This window comes from Pseudomonas sp. RT6P73 (assembly GCF_054897715.1).
Map to the genome: position 1 here is coordinate 2,765,832 of NZ_JBUBUV010000002.1, position 19,844 is coordinate 2,785,675.

General features: G+C 59.8%; 14 protein-coding genes and 1 pseudogene. 7 read left to right on the forward strand and 8 right to left on the reverse strand.

Features of this window, described 5'->3' with window-relative positions; genetic code table 11:
- Nucleotides 1-85: 85 nt before the first annotated feature.
- The 5 genes from ACYZT6_RS13255 to ACYZT6_RS13275 all read left to right on the forward strand — a co-directional run bounded on the left by ACYZT6_RS13255 (nt 86) and on the right by ACYZT6_RS13275 (nt 5,427).
- Entirely contained in the window at nt 86-1,114 is a 1,029-nt protein-coding gene (locus ACYZT6_RS13255) for a LacI family DNA-binding transcriptional regulator (RefSeq protein ID WP_462027277.1), read from the forward strand.
- Nucleotides 1,115-1,268: 154 nt separating this feature from the next.
- Nucleotides 1,269-2,051, forward strand: coding sequence for a sugar phosphate isomerase/epimerase family protein (locus ACYZT6_RS13260; protein ID WP_462027278.1), 783 nt, complete (start codon nt 1,269-1,271; stop codon nt 2,049-2,051).
- On the forward strand, nt 2,044-3,081 hold the full coding sequence (locus ACYZT6_RS13265; RefSeq protein ID WP_462027279.1) for a sugar kinase: 1,038 nt from the start codon (nt 2,044-2,046) through the stop codon (nt 3,079-3,081). Before ACYZT6_RS13260 ends, ACYZT6_RS13265 begins: the two co-directional genes overlap by 8 nt.
- 45 nt (nt 3,082-3,126) lie before the next feature.
- Entirely contained in the window at nt 3,127-4,425 is a 1,299-nt protein-coding gene (locus ACYZT6_RS13270) for an MFS transporter (protein ID WP_462027280.1), read from the forward strand.
- Nucleotides 4,426-4,446: 21 nt separating this feature from the next.
- Nucleotides 4,447-5,427: an NAD(P)-dependent oxidoreductase gene (locus ACYZT6_RS13275; RefSeq protein ID WP_462027281.1), complete on the forward strand. Its 981-nt coding sequence runs from the start codon at nt 4,447-4,449 to the stop codon at nt 5,425-5,427.
- A 129-nt stretch (nt 5,428-5,556) separates the two neighbouring features.
- Here ACYZT6_RS13275 and ACYZT6_RS13280 read toward each other — a convergent pair whose 3' ends face one another.
- The gene (locus tag ACYZT6_RS13280; protein ID WP_462027282.1) at nt 5,557-6,744 is read right to left on the reverse strand and encodes a pyridoxal phosphate-dependent aminotransferase; all 1,188 of its coding nucleotides are present in this window, start codon (nt 6,742-6,744) and stop codon (nt 5,557-5,559) included.
- A 246-nt stretch (nt 6,745-6,990) separates the two neighbouring features.
- Here ACYZT6_RS13280 and ACYZT6_RS13285 point away from each other — a divergent pair, with 246 nt between their 5' ends.
- The gene (locus ACYZT6_RS13285) at nt 6,991-7,731 is read left to right on the forward strand and encodes a hypothetical protein (RefSeq protein WP_462027283.1); all 741 of its coding nucleotides are present in this window, start codon (nt 6,991-6,993) and stop codon (nt 7,729-7,731) included.
- Between the two features lie 125 nt (nt 7,732-7,856).
- On the opposite strand, the gene ACYZT6_RS13290 is transcribed toward ACYZT6_RS13285, so the two are convergent.
- The 4 genes and pseudogenes from ACYZT6_RS13290 to ACYZT6_RS13305 form a co-directional block, all read right to left on the reverse strand.
- Nucleotides 7,857-8,720: a methyl-accepting chemotaxis protein gene (locus ACYZT6_RS13290; protein ID WP_462029947.1), complete on the reverse strand. Its 864-nt coding sequence runs from the start codon at nt 8,718-8,720 to the stop codon at nt 7,857-7,859.
- 42 nt (nt 8,721-8,762) lie between these two features.
- Nucleotides 8,763-9,482 (reverse strand): annotated as a pseudogene (locus ACYZT6_RS13295) (MCP four helix bundle domain-containing protein); the annotation flags it as partial.
- A gap of 374 nt (nt 9,483-9,856) precedes the next feature.
- On the reverse strand, nt 9,857-10,999 hold the full coding sequence (locus ACYZT6_RS13300; RefSeq protein WP_462027284.1) for a glycerate kinase: 1,143 nt from the start codon (nt 10,997-10,999) through the stop codon (nt 9,857-9,859).
- Between the two features lie 286 nt (nt 11,000-11,285).
- The gene (locus ACYZT6_RS13305; protein ID WP_462027285.1) at nt 11,286-12,398 is read right to left on the reverse strand and encodes a sugar diacid recognition domain-containing protein; all 1,113 of its coding nucleotides are present in this window, start codon (nt 12,396-12,398) and stop codon (nt 11,286-11,288) included.
- Between the two features lie 170 nt (nt 12,399-12,568).
- On the opposite strand from ACYZT6_RS13305, the gene ACYZT6_RS13310 reads away from it, so the two are divergent.
- Nucleotides 12,569-13,879 carry an MFS transporter gene (locus ACYZT6_RS13310; RefSeq protein WP_462027286.1) on the forward strand — a complete coding sequence of 437 codons (1,311 nt, stop codon included), beginning with the start codon at nt 12,569-12,571 and terminating at the stop codon, nt 13,877-13,879.
- Nucleotides 13,880-14,279: 400 nt separating this feature from the next.
- On the opposite strand, the gene ACYZT6_RS13315 is transcribed toward ACYZT6_RS13310, so the two are convergent.
- The 3 genes from ACYZT6_RS13315 to ACYZT6_RS13325 all read right to left on the reverse strand — a co-directional run bounded on the left by ACYZT6_RS13315 (nt 14,280) and on the right by ACYZT6_RS13325 (nt 19,643).
- Nucleotides 14,280-14,642 carry a DUF6124 family protein gene (locus tag ACYZT6_RS13315; RefSeq protein ID WP_462027287.1) on the reverse strand — a complete coding sequence of 121 codons (363 nt, stop codon included), beginning with the start codon at nt 14,640-14,642 and terminating at the stop codon, nt 14,280-14,282.
- Between the two features lie 593 nt (nt 14,643-15,235).
- The gene (locus ACYZT6_RS13320; protein WP_462027288.1) at nt 15,236-18,790 is read right to left on the reverse strand and encodes an Ig-like domain-containing protein; all 3,555 of its coding nucleotides are present in this window, start codon (nt 18,788-18,790) and stop codon (nt 15,236-15,238) included.
- 490 nt (nt 18,791-19,280) lie between these two features.
- Complete coding sequence (locus ACYZT6_RS13325) at nt 19,281-19,643, reverse strand: DUF6124 family protein (protein ID WP_462027289.1); 363 nt, start codon at nt 19,641-19,643, stop codon at nt 19,281-19,283.
- Nucleotides 19,644-19,844 lie beyond the last annotated feature (201 nt).

Genomic DNA, 19,844 nt, shown 5'->3' on the forward strand with positions numbered 1-19,844 from the left:
CGGCGTATTCGTTTCTGGTGTCTTCTGAAACCGGTTTCAGTGCTTGGCACTTAACCGTATAAACCCAATAAGAAGGTTTCAGACCGTGAATGATTTCTCCGCCGCCCAGCGCAGCCGCGTCACCATGCTCGACGTGGCCGAACACGCCGGCGTTTCCAAGGCCAGCGTCTCGCGCTTCATCGGCGACGACCGCGCCCTGCTCTCCGATGCCATTGCCTTGCGCATCGAGCAAGCCATTGCCCAACTCGGCTACCGACCCAACCAGATGGCCCGCGGCCTGAAACGTGGACGCACTCGCCTGATCGGCATGCTGGTGGCCGATATCCGTAACCCTTATTCGATTGCCGTGATGCACGGCGTGGAAACCGCCTGCCGTCAGCACGGTTACAGCCTGGTGGTGTGCAACACCGATCGCGATGACGAGCAGGAACGCCAGCATCTGGCGTTGCTGCGCTCGTACAACATCGAAGGCTTGATCGTGAACACCCTGGGCCACCACCGCGATGAGTTGCGAGAACTGCATCGGGAAATGCCGATGGTGCTGGTGGATCGCAAGGTCGAGCAGCTTGAGAGTGATCTGGTCGGTCTGGACAACCCGGCCGCCGTGGAAATGGCCATCGCCCATTTGCAGGAACGCGGTTATCGCGACGTATTGATGGTGACTGAACCGTTTGACGGCACCAGTTCGCGGATTGAGCGGGTCAGCAGTTTCAAGGCGCAGATCGCGCAGCGGCCAACGCTGGCCGGCACGGTGGTGGAAACCGGTAGTGAGCTGACTGCGCAGCTGAAAACCTTCCTCGACACACCTGGCCCTGGTCCGAAAGCGTTGTTCTGTGCCAATGGCATTGCGGCGTTGGCCGCGACTCATTCGTTGCGTGAGTTGCAGTGCAATCTGTTTGAGGATATCGGGCTGATCGCTTTGGATGATCTGGATTGGTATCCGCTGGTGGGTAGCGGGATTACGGCGCTTGCCCAGCCGACGGCGGAGATTGGCGCGCGTGCGTTTGAGTGTTTGCTCAAGCGGTTGCGCGGGGATGACGGGCCGGTGCGGACGATGGATTTTTCGGCGCAGTTGATTGTGCGAGGGTCGACCGCGTTGTGTGTTTCAGTTTGAGGACGCCTTCGCGGGCAAGCCTCGCTCCTACAAGAGCACCGCATACCCCTGTAGGAGCGAGGCTTGCCCGCGAAGAGGCCCTGAAAAGCACCACATAATTTAAGCAGCCATTTTTTTTGAACAAAAATGAAACCGGTTTCAGAGGTGCACAGCAATGAATAAACCACCCGTCTCCATTAGCCTGTCGAGCTACGGCGCCGACCTGGTCCGTCAACGCGGCCAAGGCAGTTTTATCGAGGTATTGGCCGCGGCCGGTGCCACGGGCATTGAATGGCGTGAAGAATTGATGACCCATGAAAACCCGTCGCAACTGGCCGACGCTACCCAATCCCACGGTCTGGAAAGCATCTATTCCTCGCCGATGGAACTGTGGCTGGCCGGCCAGTCGAAGCCCAATGCGGAGCTGATCACCACCCTCCAGCGCGCCGAAACGTTCGGCGCAAAATGGCTGAAAGTCTCCCTGGGTTACTTCACCGACAACAACGATCTACAGGCCTTGAGCCGAATCCTCGCGCAAAGCCCGGTGCAACTGCTGGTAGAAAACGACCAGACCTTGCACGGGGGCCGGATCGAACCGTTTCAACGCTTCTTCGGCGATGTTGAGCAGCACAATCTGCCGATCAAAATGACCTTCGACATCGGCAACTGGCAATGGCAGGACCAGTCCGCCGCCAGCGCTGCGCGGTTGCTCGGCCGGCATGTCGGCTATGTGCATTGCAAAGCCGTTGCACGCCGGGCCGACGGCAAACTGGTCGCCGTGCCGCCGGCTGCCAGCGATGTGCATCTGTGGGAACAGCTGCTGCGGCACATGGCCCAAGGCGTTATGCGGGCAGCGGAATATCCGCTGCAAGGCGATGACCTGGTGCAGTTGACCACCGACCACGTCGCCACCCTCGCCCGCCTCGGCCAATCCCGCCTGGAGAATGCTCATGTCTGAGTTCGACATCCTTTCGTTCGGCGAAACCATGGCGATGTTTGTCGCCGAGCAGAACGGTGATCTGGCGGCCGTCAGCCAATTCCACAAGCGCATTGCCGGGGCGGACAGCAACGTCGCGATTGGCCTGTCGCGGCTGGGTTTCAACGTGGCGTGGTTGAGCCGTGTCGGTGCTGATTCGCTGGGGCGGTTTGTCGTCGACACGTTGGAAAAAGAACGCCTGGATTGCACCCACGTCGCCATCGACCCGGCGCACCCGACCGGGTTTCAGCTCAAGTCCCGCACTGAGGATGGCAGCGATCCGGCGGTCGAGTATTTCCGTCGCGGTTCGGCGGCCAGTCATTTGTCGGTGCAGTCGATCTCCCCGGCATTGCTCAACGCTCGGCATTTGCACGCCACCGGTATTCCTCCAGCGCTGTCGGCGTCGGCCCGGGAAATGTCGTTTGAACTGATGACCCGCATGCGCAAGGCCGGGCGTAGCGTGTCCTTCGACCCGAACCTGCGCCCGAGCCTGTGGGCCAGTGAGCAACTGATGATCCGCGAAATCAATCGCCTCGCCGCCCTCGCCCATTGGGTACTGCCGGGGTTGAGTGAAGGCCGGTTACTGACTGGCTTTGAAGACCCGGCGGATATCGCGGCGTTTTATCTCGATCAGGGTGCAGAAGCGGTGGCCATCAAGCTCGGGCCGCATGGTGCGTATTACCGCACGCATCAGGATGAGGGGTTTGTCGCCGGTGTGCCGGTGGCAACGGTGGTTGACACGGTTGGGGCCGGCGATAGCTTTGCCGTCGGCATGATCAGCGCCTTGCTGGAAAACCACAGCTTTGCCGATGCCGTGCAGCGGGCCAACTGGATTGGTAGCCGTGCGGTGCAGAGTCGGGGGGATATGGAGGGGTTGCCTACCCGAGCCGAGATGTTTGCCGAATTTGAGACCGCTGTTCGCGGGCAAGCCTCGCTCCTACAGGATCACGCGGTACCCGTAGGAGCGAGGCTTGCTCGCGATGAGGCCCGCACAGTCACTGAAGATCTTTGACCCGTTACCTGCTGCGACAAAAACAACAAGCTCAGGAGCACCACCATGAAAACCGCCTCACTCGCCACCCGCCGCTGGTGGTACATCATGCCCATCGTCTTCATCACCTACAGCCTGGCGTATCTGGACCGCGCCAATTACGGGTTCGCCGCCGCCTCCGGGATGGCCGCCGACTTGATGATCACGCCGGGCCTGTCGTCGATGCTCGGCGCGCTGTTCTTCCTCGGTTACTTTTTCTTCCAGGTGCCGGGCGCGATCTATGCGCAGAAGCACAGCGTGAAGAAGCTGATCTTCGTCAGCCTGATCCTCTGGGGCGGCCTGGCGACACTGACCGGCATCGTCTCCAACGCCTACTGGCTGATCGTCATACGCTTCATGCTTGGCGTGGTCGAAGCCGCAGTGATGCCTGCGATGCTGGTGTACCTGTGCCACTGGTTCACCCGTGCCGAACGCTCGCGGGCCAATACCTTTCTGATCCTTGGCAACCCGGTGACCATGCTCTGGATGTCGGTGGTGTCGGGTTATCTGGTGCAGCATTACAGCTGGCGCTGGATGTTCATCATCGAAGGTTTGCCAGCGGTGCTGTGGGCGTTTATCTGGTGGCGTCTGGCCGATGACCGTCCGGCCCAGGCCAAGTGGCTGACCGACCAGGAGAAGCAGGATCTGGAAAGCGCCCTCGCCGCTGAACAGGTCGGCATCAAAGCGGTGAAGAACTACGCCGAAGCCTTTCGTTCGCCGAAAGTGATCATCCTGGCGTTGCAGTTTTTCTGCTGGAGCATTGGGGTCTACGGTTTTGTGTTGTGGCTGCCGTCGATCCTCAAGGCCGGCGCGCAGATGGACATGATCGAAGCCGGCTGGCTCTCGGCGCTGCCCTACCTGGCCGCGGTCATCGGCATGCTCTTGGTGTCCTGGGGCTCGGACAAATTGCAGAAACGCAAACGCTTCGTCTGGCCGCCGCTGCTGATTGCCTCCATTGCGTTCTACGGCTCCTACGCCTTGGGCGCCGAACATTTCTGGTGGTCCTACACCCTGCTGGTGATCGCCGGTGCCTGCATGTATGCGCCTTACGGACCGTTTTTTGCCATCGTCCCGGAAATCCTCCCGGCCAACGTTGCCGGAGGTGCCATGGCACTGATCAACAGCATGGGCGCGCTGGGTTCGTTTGGCGGTTCGTATCTGGTCGGTTACCTGAACAGCTCCACCGGGTCGCCCGGCGCTTCGTATTTGTTGATGAGCGGCGCGTTGATGCTCTCGGTGGTGCTGACGATTTTCCTCAAGCCCGGCGCCAGTGACCGGGTCGTGGCCAAGGCCGCTGCGCAACGGCCAGTGACGGCTCACCCTTGAATTGAAGTTGAGATGATGACGATGAAAAAGCAGGTCGTGCTGTACAAGAAACTCTCGCCGCTGTTGATGGCTCGCCTGCATGAGCACACCGACGTGACACTGATCGACAACCTCAGCCCGGAGGGTATCGAACAACTGCGCGACGCCCTGCCCCGGGCCCACGGCTTGCTCGGCGCGAGCCTGAAACTGGACGCCGAATTACTCGACCGGGCGCCGAATCTGCAGGCCATCGCCAGCGTCTCCGTGGGCGTCGACAACTACGACATCGACTACCTGACCGAGCGGCGCATCCTGCTCAGCAACACACCGGACGTGCTGACCGAAACCACGGCTGACACGGGGTTTGCGTTGATTCTGGCGACGGCCCGGCGGGTGGTGGAACTGGCCAATATGGTGCGTGCCGGTCATTGGAACCGCAACATCGGCCCGGTGCATTTCGGCACCGATGTGCACGGCAAGACGTTGGGCATCATTGGTATGGGGCGCATTGGCGAGGCGTTGGCGCAACGTGGGCATTTCGGCTTTGGCATGCCGGTGATCTATCACAGTCATTCGCCAAAACCGGCGGTTGAACAACGGTTTAATGCTGAGTACCGCAGCCTGAACGAGCTATTGCAGCAGGCGGATTTTATTTGCCTGACTTTGCCGCTGACGGCTGAGACCGAAGGGTTGATTGGCGCTGAGGAATTCGCCTTGATGCGCCCGGAGAGCATTTTCATCAATATTTCCCGGGGAAAGGTGGTGGATGAGCCGGCATTGATCGAAGCGTTGCGCACAGGGCAGATTCGCGCGGCCGGGCTGGATGTGTTTGAGCGTGAACCGCTGAATGTTGATTCGCCGTTGTTGGCGTTGAACAACGTGGTGGCGACGCCGCACATGGGGTCGGCGACGCATGAGACGCGGGAGGCGATGGCCCGGTGCGCGGTGGATAATCTGCTGGCCGCGTTGGCTGGGGAGCGGCCTGCAAATTTGGTGAATGTTGGGGCGTGGTCCGAGGCGTAAGATTTTCGTCGTCTGTCAGGCAGCCTTCGCGGGCAAGCCTCGCTCCTACACTGGATTTGTGGTGTTCACAAAATCCTTGTAGGAGCGAGGCTTGCCCGCGAAGGGGCCAGCACAAACAACACAAAGCTATCAGGCTCGCCGGGCCTCCAGAAGGTCCGCCGCACACAAGGCAATCCGCCGGCACGCATCCGCCAGTTTCACTTGATCCACCACCAACCCGATCCGGATGTGCCCCGCCGCACTCGGTCCGAACGCCTCACCGGCGAGCACCGACACGCCGTAACCCTCCAGCAAGCGCTCGGCGAACGCCTGGGCGCACAACCCGGTCGGGCGCACGTCCACCATCACAAACATCCCGCCATCCGGCCGGATCGGGCGAATCCCCGCGCAATTGCTCAAGCGCGCGCACACCAGATCGCGACGCTGGCGATATTCCTCACGCATCAGCGCCACTTCCGGCAGGTCTTCATCCAGCGCCACTTGCGCGGCTTTCTGCACAAAATCAGGGATGCCGAACAGCATGCACAACGACAAATGCACCAGGTGTTCGGCCAGCATTTTCGGGCCGATCGACCAACCGACGCGCCAGCCGCTCATGGCGTGGGATTTGGACAGGCTGTTGATCGTCGCAGTGCGTTCGGCCATGCCCGGCAGGCTCGCCGGGCTGATGTGTTCGCCCTCGAACAACAGATCGCTGTAGACCTCGTCGCTGATCAGCCACAGATCATGGCGCACGCACAACGCGGCCAGCGCTTGCCAGGTCTTCAAGGACAGGCTGGCGCCGGAGGGGTTGTTGGGGCTGTTGAGCAACAGGACGCGGGTCTTCGGCGTGATCAGCGCCGCAACATCCGCCGGATCAACGCGAAAGCCGTTCTCCGGCCGCACCGCCACTGGCACCACTTTTGCGGCGCAGGCGCCGAACACGCCTTCGTAGGTCACGTACATCGGCTCGGCGACGATCACTTCATCGCCCGGATCGAGCAGGCATTGCGCAACCGAATACACCGCACATTGCGCCCCCGGAAACACGATCACATGATCGGCGTCCACCGCCTGACCACTGCGCTGTCGATGGCGCCGCGCAACGCTATTGCGCAGCCCGCGGCTGCCGCGCACTTCCGGGTAATGCGTGTCGCCGGCCCGCAAGCTGTCGATGGCGGCCTGCACGATGGGCGGCGGCGTGTCGAAATCCGGATCGCCGATGGACAACAGCAGCACATCGATTCCTTGTTCGCGCATTTCCAGCGCTCGGTCATGAATCTGCCAGGCTGCCGCTCCGTCGCCGGCGATTCGTTGGGTCAAGGCTGAATAGCGCATGTGTTTCTCCTGTCGCGCGCGGACTTCCAGACTCAACCCTATCTCAAATCACGAAACGCGCCAGTTGTTTGGTATTACGGCGAGGCGATCGCGGGGAAGATTGCAATGTGGCTGACTTTTTATGGGGTGTCTAGCTGTCAGGTTTGACAGTAGACGGAGGCGGCACGGGGCTTGCTCAATAGACCGAGGAATTTCGTTTTATTGATGCCGTTTCCTGTTGAACTCAATCAATGAAGGATTTTTGAAATGTCGAATCTCAACGAACAACGCCAGAAACTCGCGCATCTTTACATCGTTGACGCGTTGCCAAACATTCCAGGCGGCCAGCCCAATATATTGCCGCTTGAGGCGCTTTACAAACCGCTTAAGTTGGCTGTTCCGCAATTTCCTTCCCTTCCGGACCACATGGAAGTAGTTCTCCAACTGCACATTGGAATGGTGGGGTTACCGTCGTCGCCTGCCAGTACCTATGCTTTTGAAACTCCCATTGATCCCGCTCTGTTTCCCTTTCCCGTTCAAATCGAACCCGCTCGTTTTCATGCAGAAGGGGTATACGAAGTCTTTTACCAACTGATCATTGGCGGAAACACGAGCGGCCCGTCGCAAACTAATCACTTCACAGTCGATCGCACTGCGCCGAACGCAGGCCAGCCTCCTCCTCGCGCAGTGTGGCCAGAAGAGATTATGAAAAAAGGCATTACCTCTGCCTACTTGGCCGCCCACAACGATGAGGTGGTAGTCACCGTAGAGCGATATCTGGATCAACAACCAGGTGATCTGATCCGCTTCTTCCTGGGTGACGTTGTCAGTGATCCTGTTCTGATTAAAAAGGTTCACGACGCCGACTCGGCAACTACTTTAATCATCAGTGGCGATATTGTTCGCGCTGTAGGTAGCGGCGCGCGTTTAGCATTCCACACCCTCGCCGATCGAGCCGGTAACGTCGGACCCTCGTCACAACCTCTACGCATTGATATCTTGCTTTGATGAAGAGCGCCCTGCACGCGAGAGGCATTAGAGCACTCCTCTTTACGAAAACTGAAGCGCTTAACCGCTTCAGTTTTCGTTTGGCTCACTAAGCACGCTTAAGCGAGTTCGGAAATATCCCTGCTTCAAATCACAAACCGCGCCACCATCGCATTCAAATCTACCGCCAGACGCGACAGTTCGTGCGTCGCGGCGCTGGTCTGATTGGCACCCGCGGCGGACTGGGTGGCGAGGTCGCGGATGTTCACCAGGTTGCGGTCGACTTCGCGGGACACCTGGGCCTGTTCTTCGGAGGCACTGGCGATCACCAGGTTGCGTTCGTTGATCAAGTGAATCGACTGGGTGATCTGCTCCAGCGCCACACCGGCGGCTCGAGCCATTTCCAGGGTGCTCTGTGTGCGTTGATTGCTTTGCTGCATCGACGAGACGGCCTCGCCGGTGCCGTTCTGGATGCCGGCGACCATTTTTTCGATTTCCTGGGTCGATTGTGCGGTGCGATGGGCCAGGGCCCGGACTTCGTCCGCGACCACGGCAAAACCCCGTCCGGCTTCACCGGCACGGGCCGCTTCAATCGCAGCGTTGAGGGCCAGCAGGTTGGTTTGCTCGGCGATGGCGCGGATCACGTCCAGCACTTTGCCGATGTCGCGGCCCTGAGCGGCCAGGCCTTCGATCATCAACGAAGTGTTTTGCACGTCGTGTGTCATGGTCTGGATCGCGTCGACCGTTTCCACCACGCGGTCGCGGCCTTCGCGGGCGGCCTGGGTCGACTGGTTCGAGGCTTCGGAGGTCGACACGGCGTTGCGCGCGACTTCTTCCACGGCGGCGGTCATTTCGTTGACCGCTGTTGCGGCCTGTTCGATTTCGTTGTTCTGTTGTTGCAGGCCTCGAGACGCTTCCTGGGTCACGGTGCTCAATTCTTCAGCGGCGGCACCCAGTTGCGTGGCGGAACCGGCGATCTGTTCGATGGTTTTGCGCAGGTTGGCCTGCATGACGGACAAGGCGCCGAGCAACTTCGCCGGTTCGTCCTTGCCGTCGACTTCAATAGCTTTGGTCAGGTTGCCGCTGGCAATGGTTTCGGCTGCCTGCACGGCGCGATTCAGCGGCGTGACGATGCTGCGGGTCAACAGCCAGGCCAGCAGCACGGTCATGAGCGAAGCCACCACCGACACCGCAATGATTCCGTTCACGGCGGTGTTGTAGTTTTCTTCAGCGATAATACCGGCCGCTTTCGCGCCATCATTGTTGTACGCCACCAGTTTATTGAGCTGTTCGCCCATCAGGTCGGTGCCTTCCTTGATCCGCGTGTTGATCAAGGTGCGCATCTCATCCACCTTGTTCTGGCGCGACAGGTCCATCATCTCGCGCTGCGCTTGCATGTAATTGTCCAGCGTCGCGCTGAACACCTTATACAGCGCCGCTTCGTCAGGGCCTGCCGGCAACTCGGCATAGCTGGCCTGCGCCTTGCGCGCCTTGTCGGTGAGCACGCCGATGCGGGTTTCAGCCTCCTGCAAACTGGCTGGCTCGCGGTTGACCAGAATCCGGAACGACAGGATGCGCATACGCAGGATGTTTTCGGTGACATTGCCCAGGTAGCTGACGCTGGGCAGTTGGGTGCTGCCCATGTCGATCGAGGACTGGCGAATGATCGACATGCGATTCACCGCAAACACACCCAGCACGATGACGAGCAAGGCAATGAAGGCAAAACCCAGGAAAGCTCGAGGCGCGATATTCAGATTACGCAGGGACATAGGACGATACTCGGGTGATTGAGGCGGCGAGCGTCCTTGCGGGGATTGCTGATTGGCGGGCGTTAGGGCGCGCGGGGTCAGCTTGGCGCCGGTGTTGTAATAGGTTTGTGTGCGCCTATTGGGGGTATCGGCTGGGGATGAGGTTTTATGCGGGGAATTGAGAAAAATATTTCGCGGGGCTGCAGGTGTTTCAACCTTGAAACACCAATCCCTGTAGCAGCTGTCGAGCCTGCGAGGCTGCGTTCGGCTGCGAAGCAGTCGTAAAACCAGACAACGCGGTCATTCAGGCAAACCGCATGTTTCGGATTGGCGAGGACTGCGTCCTCGAACGCAGCCTCGCAGGCTCGGCAGCTGCTACAGGAATGGATTGAACTTCAGGATTTGCGAGCGGCGATTCGCCAAACCCGCGCAATATCACTCGCCCGATCTTGCAACAGTCGCGGTGCCTCGGCACACGCCTGTTCCAGGGTCATAGGGCCACTGGCCAAGGCAAACGCCGCATCGATGCCATGTTCGTACAAATCCTGATACCCCTCGCCCAACGTCCCCGCGATCACAATCACCGGCACGCCCTGTTCCCGGGCAATCCGCGCCACGCCGAACGGCGTCTTGCCGCGCAAGGTCTGGGCGTCGAAACGTCCTTCGCCAGTGATCACCAGGTCGGCGCCCTTGACCGCCTCTGCCAACCCGACCAACTCGGCAACGACTTCCACGCCGGCCTTGAATTGAGCATCCAGAAACGCCTTGGCCGCAAACCCCAGACCACCCGCCGCACCGCTTCCCGGCTCGTCCTTGACGTCTTTGCCCAACGCCTGAGCGCACAGCCCGGCGAAGTGTCCAAGGGCGGCATCCAATTGTTGAACCTGATCGGGCGATGCACCTTTCTGCGGACCAAAAATCGCTGAAGCGCCGTGAGGACCGCACAGGGGATTATTGACGTCGGCCGCGATGTCGAAGCGCACGTTGGCCAAGCGCGGATCGATTTCACTCAGATCGATCCGAGCCAGTTGCGCCAATGCCAAACCGCCCGGTGCCAGCGTTTGCCCTTGGGCGTCCAGCAACTTCACGCCCAGCGCCTGCATCGCCCCGGCACCGCCGTCGTTGGTGGCGCTGCCGCCAATCGCCAGGATCACCCGTTGCGCCCCGGCATCCAGCGCCGCGTGAATCAGCTCGCCGGTGCCAAAGGTGCTGCTGACGCACGCGTCGCGCTGCCCCGGCGGAACCAATTGCAAGCCGCTGGCCTCGGCCATTTCGATGATCGCGGTGTGGTTGTGCGGCAACCATCCCCAAGCGGCATCGACGGTGACGCCGAGCGGACCGCGAACTTGCGTCCTGCGCAACTCACCTTCACACGCCGCCAGAATCGACTCGACCGTGCCTTCGCCACCGTCGGCCATCGGGCATTTGACAAGTTGCGCATCGGGCCAGACCTGCGCCAAACCGAGGGCGATGGCGTCGGCCACACCCTGGGCACTCAGGCTGTCCTTGAACGAATCGGGGGCGATGACGATTTTCATGCGAATTCTCCAGTTCCAATGCGTTCCATGCTGCCAGCAGCCCCGAACAATAACGCCGGTCCGCTGCACAAGCGGGGGTGGCGTTTATTGTTCATTTCCACAAAACCCGACCAATACACTTGTTTGTAGCAGCTGCCGAGCAGCGCGAGGCTGCGTTCGAGGACGAAGTCCTCGCAAATCCGGTATATGCGGTTCGTCTGATTCACCGCAGCGGATGGTTTCACGACGGCTTCGCCGCCGAACGCAGCCTCGCGCTGCTCGGCAGCTGCTACGGGATTGGGGGAGCTCAGTCGGTTTGCGGGAGGAGCTGGACGCCTAGGTACAAGGCGAGCATCCCATCAAGCTTCAGCGGATCAACCCCACTCAACTCGGCAATCCGCTCCATCCGATAACGCAAACTGTTGCGATGAATCCCCAACGCATCGGCACACGCCTGGCTCTGCCCGTCGTGTTCGCACCAACTGCGCAAGGTCGCCAGCAGTTGGCCGTTGCCGTCCTTGGCGATGACTTTGCGCAGCGGCTTGAGCAGCTCATCCAGCGCGTCATCGTTGCGGTGGCGCCACAGCATCACCGGCAGTCGATAACGGTTGAGCGTCAGCAACCGCGAACGCGGCAACACATCGCGCCCATAGGCCAGTAAGTCGCCGACCCGTCGATAACACCGACGCAGCCCGGACAATCCATCCGCCTGCCCGCCCACGGCAATGCGCAAAATGTTCCAGCCCAGACCGTCTAGTTTTTCCAGCAGTCGATCATTCTCGATCGCCTGACTCGCCGGGCGGCACCAGAGCAACGACGACTTGGCCGAACTCACGCACCAACTGTCCGGGTAACGTGACGTCAGCCAGGCACTGAGCGCATCGACGGTTTGCCCCGGACCGTGCTCCATGCCCAACTCAAACAGATACGGCACCCGCGTCATCTGCGGCTTCAGGCCCAACTGCTGCGCTTCGTCCAGCAAGCGCGGCGAATCCCCCGCCTCGCTCAGCAGCAACGCCAGCAGATCATCGCAACGCTGACGCCGCCATTGCTGCTCGGCCTGCTGATTGCGCTGGCCCACCAACATCTCGGCGGTCATCCGCACCAGTTCGGCATAGGTGCGCAATTGCTCGGGTTCACCGGTAATCCCCAGCACGCCGATCAAGCGCTGATCGAGCAACAGCGGCAGGTTGATCCCCGGCTGCACGCCTTTGAGATGAATCGCCGTCTGCGCGTCGATTTCCACCACCCGCCCGTTCGCCAGCACCAATTGCGCGCCTTCATGGCGGGTGTTGATGCGCTCCGGCTCACCGCTGCCGAGGATCAAGCCCTGGCTGTCCATGACGTTGACGTTGTACGGCAGGATGGCCATCGCCCGGTCGACGATGTCCTGGGCCAGGTCGTGATCGAGTTCGAACATATCGGGATCCTTGAAAGCGTGATGGGACGGGGTTGTTCACCCGCACAGGGCTTGGTTGCAAACCCTGTGCTCAGGCACAAAGACAGCAACCCCGAGGGTGGCCGAGACTCTCTGGGCGATCAACGTTACCCTGCGCATCGCAAAAAATCATAATAAAGAGAGAGCCCGCCATGTCACAAAGCGCCGCCGCTACCCAGGCCATCGTTGACGACAAAAACGCCGTCTACAAACGCATTACCCTGCGTTTGATCCCCTTCATCTTCATCTGCTACCTGTTCAACTACCTCGACCGGGTCAACGTTGGATTCGCCAAACTGCAGATGCTCGACGCACTGAAATTCAGCGAAACCGTGTACGGCCTCGGGGCCGGAATATTCTTTATCGGCTACGTGTTGTGCGGTGTGCCAAGCAACCTGGCCCTGACCAAATTCGGCCCACGGCGCTGGATCGCGCTGATGATGATCGTCTGGGGCACGCTCTCGACCTGCCTGCTGTTCGTCACCACCCCGACCGAGTTCTACACCCTGCGCCTGTTCACCGGCGCGGCCGAAGCCGGGTTCTTTCCGGGCGTGGTGCTTTATCTTTCGCAGTGGTTCCCGACCTTCCGCCGTGGCCGCATCATGGCGCTGTTCATGTCGGCGATCCCGGTGTCCGGCCTGCTCGGCAGCCCGTTTTCCGGCTGGATCCTCAACCACTTCGCCGCCGGCCAGGGCGGTTTGGCCGGCTGGCAGTGGATGTTCCTGCTGCAAGGCATTCCAACCGTGATCCTTGGCGCCCTCGCCTATTTCCTGCTGAGCGACAGTTACGCCAACGCCAAATGGCTCACGCCATTCGAGCGTTCGGTGCTGGAAGCCGACCACGCCGAAGACCTTGCCAACAAACCGAAAACCACCACCGACTCGCTGCTGGCCGTGTTCAAAAACCCGGCGATCTGGGCGTTCGGATTGATCTACTTCTGCATCCAGAGCGGCGTCTACGCGATCAACTTCTGGTTGCCGTCAATCATCAAGAACCTGGGCTTTAGCGATAACCTGGTGATCGGCTGGTTGAGTGCGATCCCTTATCTGCTGGCGGCGCTGTTCATGTTGATGGTCGGTCGCTCGGCGGACTTGCGCAAAGAACGCCGCTGGCACTTGGTGGTGCCGATGCTGATGGGCGCGGTCGGTCTGCTGATTGCCGTGAACTTCGCGACCACGCCGGCCATTGCGATCCTCGGTTTGACCATCGCCACCATGGGCGCCCTCACCGGCCTGCCGATGTTCTGGCCAGTGCCAACAGCAATGCTGAGCGCAGGCGCGGCAGCGGGTGGTCTGGCATTGATCAACTCCATGGGGCAGATGGCGGGTTTCCTGAGCCCGTACCTGGTGGGTTGGGTCAAGGACAGCACCGGGTCGACTGATGCGGCGCTTTATTTGCTGGCGGGTGTGATTGTTTGCGGGAGCATCTTGGCGCTGCGTATGACGCGGACGTTGCGGGTGTAATGATCGTTTAATGATCGTTTAATGATCGTTCCTACGCTCCGCGTGGGAATGCAGCCCGGGACGCTCCGCGTCCCTTTCCTGAGCTGGAACGCGTAGCGTCCCTAGAAGCATTCCATTGCTGCGCATGAGAACGATCAGTGCAAAAACGGCCCTTTCGGGCCGTTTCTTATTTCGCACCTACACACAGGCTTTTGTGGTCAGACACACTTTTGCGCCCACCCAAGCTTTTGTGGCGAGGGAGCTTGCTCCCGCTGGGCAGCGAAGCAGTCCCAAAAGCTGCAACCGCGAGCTTTCAGGCACACCGCGTAATCCGGTTTACGACTGCTGCGCAGCCGAGCGGGACGGTGCGGCGTTCCGACAAGCTCCCTCGCCACAGGTCGTGCTCTCTTCTGAATCTGCTTTAACCCTGCGGCCCAACGTTATCCAGCACCCGATTCGCCGCAATCTCCGCCACCATGATGCTGTTCGAAATGCCCAAAAGCGCATAACGCGACTCACCCTCCAGATGATCCACCAACTGATGCACCATCACATCGACCGAGGCCAGCGTCTCGACCAGATAAACCGCCAGGGTTTCGGTCGTAGCCTCTGGGTCCACGGAAAACAGGGTACTGCGGGTTCGCGGGGCGGCTTTGATGTCGGCATTCGACGGGAAGTGAAAGTCGAGCGCACGCTCGGCTGCCTCGTTGAGTTTTTTGGAATCGGCGGTTTCGTAGGGGGAAACGTCGTCCGCTTCGGGTGGGTTTGGTGTTGGTTTGAACATAGATGAAACTCCTTGTGCTACCAAAAAGGAGCCATCACCCTCGCTACCAAACGAAGGGTGGTGGCCATGCTCAGGTTGGTAGACCGGGCACAAGGATACCGGCGCGTCCGAAGACGCCCTGTGCATGACCACCATAAAAGCTGAGACGAAAGACGCCTCAATTGATGGTGCGTTGCACTCTTGTGAAAATCCGGGCTACCAAACCCCATCGCTGTTCTTCAGCGACGGGGAAACGATAAAACCCAGGCCCAAGGCGCACAAGCCGGCCGATTCTGGCGCAGTCGTAGGCAACGGCGCAAGGATGTGTAGCCTGAGAGAGTGTCTGGAGATGTGTGTTAAACACCTTCGTTTAATTTTCATCCAAAGCTTATTCACCAGAGCACACGGCGGATAAATAAATACGTCCCCTTTTCTCTCCTTTTCTCTCCGGAGATCTGTGCTAAACACCTTCGTTTAAACCGGCCAGAACTCAGCCACGAAGGGGTGGATAGGTAGATCGACTAAATAAATACGTCCCCTTATCCGTCCAGCCACTTCCCCGGACGGGGAAATGGCTGAGGCGGATGAACTTTTTTTCGTACCCTCGGAGCCGGTCATGAGTTCCTAAACGCGAGGCCGCCATTAGGGCCATGGATCTCGTTAGGACCGGAACCATGGCTAGTGTTGGTCGATTTGATATAGAGCCACTGGGCCCTGCCGTCGCTGCGAAGTGCCCCAAACCATGCTGTGATGTTTGTGGATCCTAGGTTAAAACGGTATTTTTCGTCGATGAGCTTGTAGTTCTCATAGATTTCGTTGTAAGCCGGAAGGCGTCCGCCTGCGCTGGAAGCCCATTGGACGTAGGCCGAGTATGTCATAAGGTCGCGTCGGTAAAGGCACTGGCTGACGTTAGAAACGTTGACTTGATATGATTTTGATGATCCGTTTTGGTCGGATACCGAGATGGTAGCCGTGCCATTCCCCTCGCTGCGTACTATGCCGGCACTGTCGACTGTGGCGACTGAAGGATTAGATGACTTGTAACTGTATGGAGGGGTGCCACCGAAAGGGGTACGTCTTTCCGCGGTGTTGACTGGGTCATTTCCTGTGTATGTGAAATCGATTCCTGTGCCTGCGAAAGAAATGTTGCGGCCGTTGAGAACCATTGGGGTCGGATCCAGCTCGAGTGCAAGGAGCACGGTCAAGGTTCGTGCCGCGGAGCTCTGACCCGGACCGTACAACGCCTTGGCGGTGAAGCTGTGGGCTGCCACGCTCAGTGCCGTCACCAGAAGCGTCCAGATCCCCGTCGTCAGGTTCGCGGTGGCCTGACCTTTGGAGACCGCGCCATCGAGCACATCGACTTTCTGACCTTTACTGGCCGTGCCGGTCAGCGTGATGCTGGTTTCGATCGTCGTACCGCCATTGGGAATTTCGACCCCGCTCGGGTTGCCTTTGACCGAGGAAATAGTCGGTGCGATCACCGCTGTCACGGTCAAGGTTCGTGCCGCGGAGCTCTGACCCGGACCGTACAACGCCTTGGCGGTGAAGCTGTGGGCTGCCACGCTCAGTGCCGTCACCAGAAGCGTCCAGATCCCCGTCGTCAGGTTCGCGGTGGCCTGACCTTTGGAGACCGCGCCATCGAGCACATCGACTTTCTGACCTTTACTGGCCGTGCCGGTCAGCGTGATGCTGGTTTCGATCGTCGTACCGCCATTGGGAATTTCGACCCCGCTCGGGTTGCCTTTGACCGAGGAAATAGTCGGTGCGATCACCGCTGTCACGGTCAAGGTTCGTGCCGCGGAACTCTGCCCCGGACCGTACAACGCCTTGGCAGTGAAGCTGTGGGCTGCCACGCTCAGTACCGTCACCAGAAGCGTCCAGATCCCCGTCGTCAGGTTCGCGGTGGCCTGACCTTTGGAGACAGCGCCATCGAGCACATCGACTTTCTGACCTTTGCTGGCCGTGCCGGTCAGCGTGATGCTGGTTTCGATCGTCGCACCGCCATTGGGAATTTCGACCCCGCTCGGGTTGCCTTTGACCGAGGAAATAGTCGGTGCGACCACCGCTGTCACGGTCAAGGTTCGTGCCGCGGAGCTCTGCCCCGGACCGTACAACGCCTTGGCAGTGAAGCTGTGGGCTGCCACGCTCAGTGCCGTCACCAGAAGCGTCCAGATCCCCGTCGTCAGGTCGGCGGTGGCCTGTCCTTTGGAAACAGAACCATCGAGCACATCGACTTTCTGACCTTTGCTGGCGATACCGGTCAGTGTCACGGTGGTTTCAAGAGTAGTGCCGCCGTGGGGAATTTCAGCATTTGCAAGATCTTTGACCGAATGAATCTCCGGTTCGATGTAGCCAATGCCCAATCTCAACTCAAACGATTGCCCAAGCGTCACCCCGTTGCGCACGATGGTGTAGTCCGCGACCACCGTGCCGTTCAGGTTGGCAATCACGAAGGACTTGGCGATGGTGAACTTCACCGGTTTTCCCGAAGTTTGCGTGGTCAGCTCGACAGAGCCGCTGGTACTGCCATCGAGGGCTGAACCCCGCCAGCGGTAGTTCACAATGTCGTTGGGCTGCGTATCTAAATGTGGCACTTCTAAAGTGGCACCGCTGGATGGCACCTTTTCCGGGTCCAGTACGTTGCTGTCAGGCTCCTTTTCGTCTACTTCAGGACGGACGAATTGCGGCGCCACATCACCTACCTGCATCCAGAACGGCTTCGACTCGCGCACGCTCCTGACCAACGCCTTATCGTTGGCCACGCGGTAATAGACCTTCACGTTGAGCCCATCGAACCGACGGATCTCGGCATTGCTCACACTGCGCAGAATCGGATCGTGTTCTGGAACGTCACCGACCGGCCGCGGATCTTCGTAGTACTCCGCTCCACTGCCAGGGCGTGACGCCTCCCAGATCAGCGTCACCTGATCACTGCTTTGACGCCCCGGATACCACGGAATATTCACCGTCGCCCACAGCGTTTCCGTTGGCAGCGCCCCACCCGGCGCCTCCTTGACACTCGGCGCCAGCAAGTGGCTGATCTCGCCCACCACATCGACGCTGGCATTTTTCGACGGCCGATTGGCCACGCCGTCCCGCACACGCACATACGACACGGTCGCCCAGCCCTTGGCGATCGCCTTGACCGAGGCATTGGGGATGATGAAGTCGCACTGAAACGGCACGAACTCGACCGTTTGCTCCAGCGGCCCGACCACAATCGGGCCGCCTTCGGCCGGGGTGCCGGACCAGGTCATGACAATCTTGTCGCCGACGGCAAAGTCAGTTTCAGGTGTATAAACCCGCACAATGACATCGGCCTCTCCGAGGAGTTCGAGGTCGATCGTGTCGGTCGGTCTGCCCTCCACCAGCACCCGCGGGGCGTTCAAGCGGTTGCCGCCCAGATCGACCAGCACATGGGTGCTGGCCGCCCACGGCGCACGCTCGTCGGGGTAGTTGTTGCAGCGGTCGATCACCTGATAGGTTACCGCCACCCGCGTCCCGTCGCCGGCGGCTTCGATCACGGCTTTGGTGAAGGTGATGACGATCGGATCCGAGTTTTCGACCTGCTGTGGGGTCACCGGGTAATGCATCACTTCCTGACTGCCCCAGCGCGCGATGATGCGGTCGTACACCGTGATGTTTTCGTACGGCTCAATGCGCATCTGTACGCCCTGCTCCGCCATGCCGGGGTCGACGCCGTTGGAAATGTCCGGTGTCAACGTGTACTTGAGCCCGTCGTGCCCCGGTTCGGGACTGTCGTCGAGGCCGCCGGGACGAGTGCGTTTGACCAGCAGGGTCAAGATCGGCGTGGAATCCTGCGGCCCTTGGGTCGGACGGGTGATGCGGTAAAACACCGACCTGGCGTCACCGTCGAGGATAAAACCTTCGGCGATGCGGAACACCACGTCCTTGTTGAGTTCGCTCTCCAGCTCGATGGTTTTGCTCCACACCGGCGCGCTGCTGTTGCCCCAGAACATCTCGACCAGATCGCCGATGTTCATCGTTTCCCAGGCGTTGATGATCACCTGCAGACCGCCCTCGAGCGCCCGCGCCGGGATACCGCCGTGGTAGGGCGGCTGGTTCTGCATGTCCGTCCTGGCCGGAATATAGGGCGACCGGAGGACGGCGGTGATTTTATTCGGTTCGACGGGGGACGGGGTGGTCATGGTGAGGCTCCTTGGGCTGGCGGACGAGGCCGGGCGATGGGGCTATCACACAGGGTTTGGCGGGGGGCTGGCTACTGTCAGATCTGACAGTGGCGACGAATGGTCGGGGGGATGCGAAAAATAGATGTGAGAATCATCTGACCGGCCTTCCCACCTCACGGAGGTGGCGCAAAATTAACAGTAAATAAATACGTCCCCATTTCCTTTGCTGCGCGTGGGAACGATCAGTGCAAAAACGGCCCTTTCGGGCCGTTTCTTATTTCGCACGTACGCACAGGCTTTTGTGGTCAGACACACTTTTGCGCCCACCCAAGCTTTTGTGGCGAGGGAGCTTGCTCCCGCTGGTCTGCGAAGCAGTCCCAAAAGCTGCAACCGCGAGCTTTCAGGCACACCGCGTAATCCGGTTTACGACTGCTGCGCAGCCGAGCGGGACGGTGCGGCGTTCCGGCAAGCTCCCTCGCCACAGGTCGTGCTCTCTTCTGAATCTGCTTTAACCCTGCGGCCCAACGTTATCCAGCACCCTATTAGCCGCAATCTCCGCCACCATGATGCTGTTCGAAATGCCCAAAAGCGCATAACGCGACTCACCCTCCAGATGATCCACCAACTGATGCACCATCACATCGACCGAGGCCAGTGTCTCGACCAGATAAACCGCCAGGGTTTCGGTCGTGGCCTCTGGGTCCACGGAAAACAGGGTACTGCGGGTTCGCGGGGTGGCTTTGATGTCGGCATTCGACGGGAAGTGAAAGTCGAGCGCACGCTCGGCTGCCTCGTTGAGTTTTTTGGAATCGGCGGTTTCGTAGGGGGAAACGTCGTCCGCTTCGGGTGGGTTTGGTGTTGGTTTGAACATAGATGAAAACCTCTTACGTCATTTAAATTAAGGCCATCACTCTCGCTACCAAACGAATAGGTGGCGGCCATGCTCAGGTTGGTAGACCGGGACGTAAGAAACCGGCGCGCCCGAAAGCGCCCTGTGCATGACCACCATAAAGCAGAGTCGAACAAACACTGCGAATCATGATGCTTAGCACCTTACGATCAACCCCGGGGC

Excerpts from the sequence above, each read along its gene's own strand:
- ACYZT6_RS13260 (WP_462027278.1), top strand. The coding sequence starts at position 1,269 with ATGAATAAACCACCCGTCTCCATTAGCCTGTCGAGCTACGGCGCCGAC.
- ACYZT6_RS13265 (WP_462027279.1), top strand. The coding sequence starts at position 2,044 with ATGTCTGAGTTCGACATCCTTTCGTTCGGCGAAACCATGGCGATGTTT.
- ACYZT6_RS13270 (WP_462027280.1), top strand. The coding sequence starts at position 3,127 with ATGAAAACCGCCTCACTCGCCACCCGCCGCTGGTGGTACATCATGCCC.
- ACYZT6_RS13275 (WP_462027281.1), top strand. The coding sequence starts at position 4,447 with ATGAAAAAGCAGGTCGTGCTGTACAAGAAACTCTCGCCGCTGTTGATG.
- ACYZT6_RS13280 (WP_462027282.1), bottom strand. The coding sequence starts at position 6,744 with ATGCGCTATTCAGCCTTGACCCAACGAATCGCCGGCGACGGAGCGGCA.
- ACYZT6_RS13285 (WP_462027283.1), top strand. The coding sequence starts at position 6,991 with ATGTCGAATCTCAACGAACAACGCCAGAAACTCGCGCATCTTTACATC.
- ACYZT6_RS13290 (WP_462029947.1), bottom strand. The coding sequence starts at position 8,720 with ATGCAGGCCAACCTGCGCAAAACCATCGAACAGATCGCCGGTTCCGCC.
- ACYZT6_RS13300 (WP_462027284.1), bottom strand. The coding sequence starts at position 10,999 with ATGAAAATCGTCATCGCCCCCGATTCGTTCAAGGACAGCCTGAGTGCC.
- ACYZT6_RS13305 (WP_462027285.1), bottom strand. The coding sequence starts at position 12,398 with ATGTTCGAACTCGATCACGACCTGGCCCAGGACATCGTCGACCGGGCG.
- ACYZT6_RS13310 (WP_462027286.1), top strand. The coding sequence starts at position 12,569 with ATGTCACAAAGCGCCGCCGCTACCCAGGCCATCGTTGACGACAAAAAC.
- ACYZT6_RS13315 (WP_462027287.1), bottom strand. The coding sequence starts at position 14,642 with ATGTTCAAACCAACACCAAACCCACCCGAAGCGGACGACGTTTCCCCC.
- ACYZT6_RS13320 (WP_462027288.1), bottom strand. The coding sequence starts at position 18,790 with ATGACCACCCCGTCCCCCGTCGAACCGAATAAAATCACCGCCGTCCTC.
- ACYZT6_RS13325 (WP_462027289.1), bottom strand. The coding sequence starts at position 19,643 with ATGTTCAAACCAACACCAAACCCACCCGAAGCGGACGACGTTTCCCCC.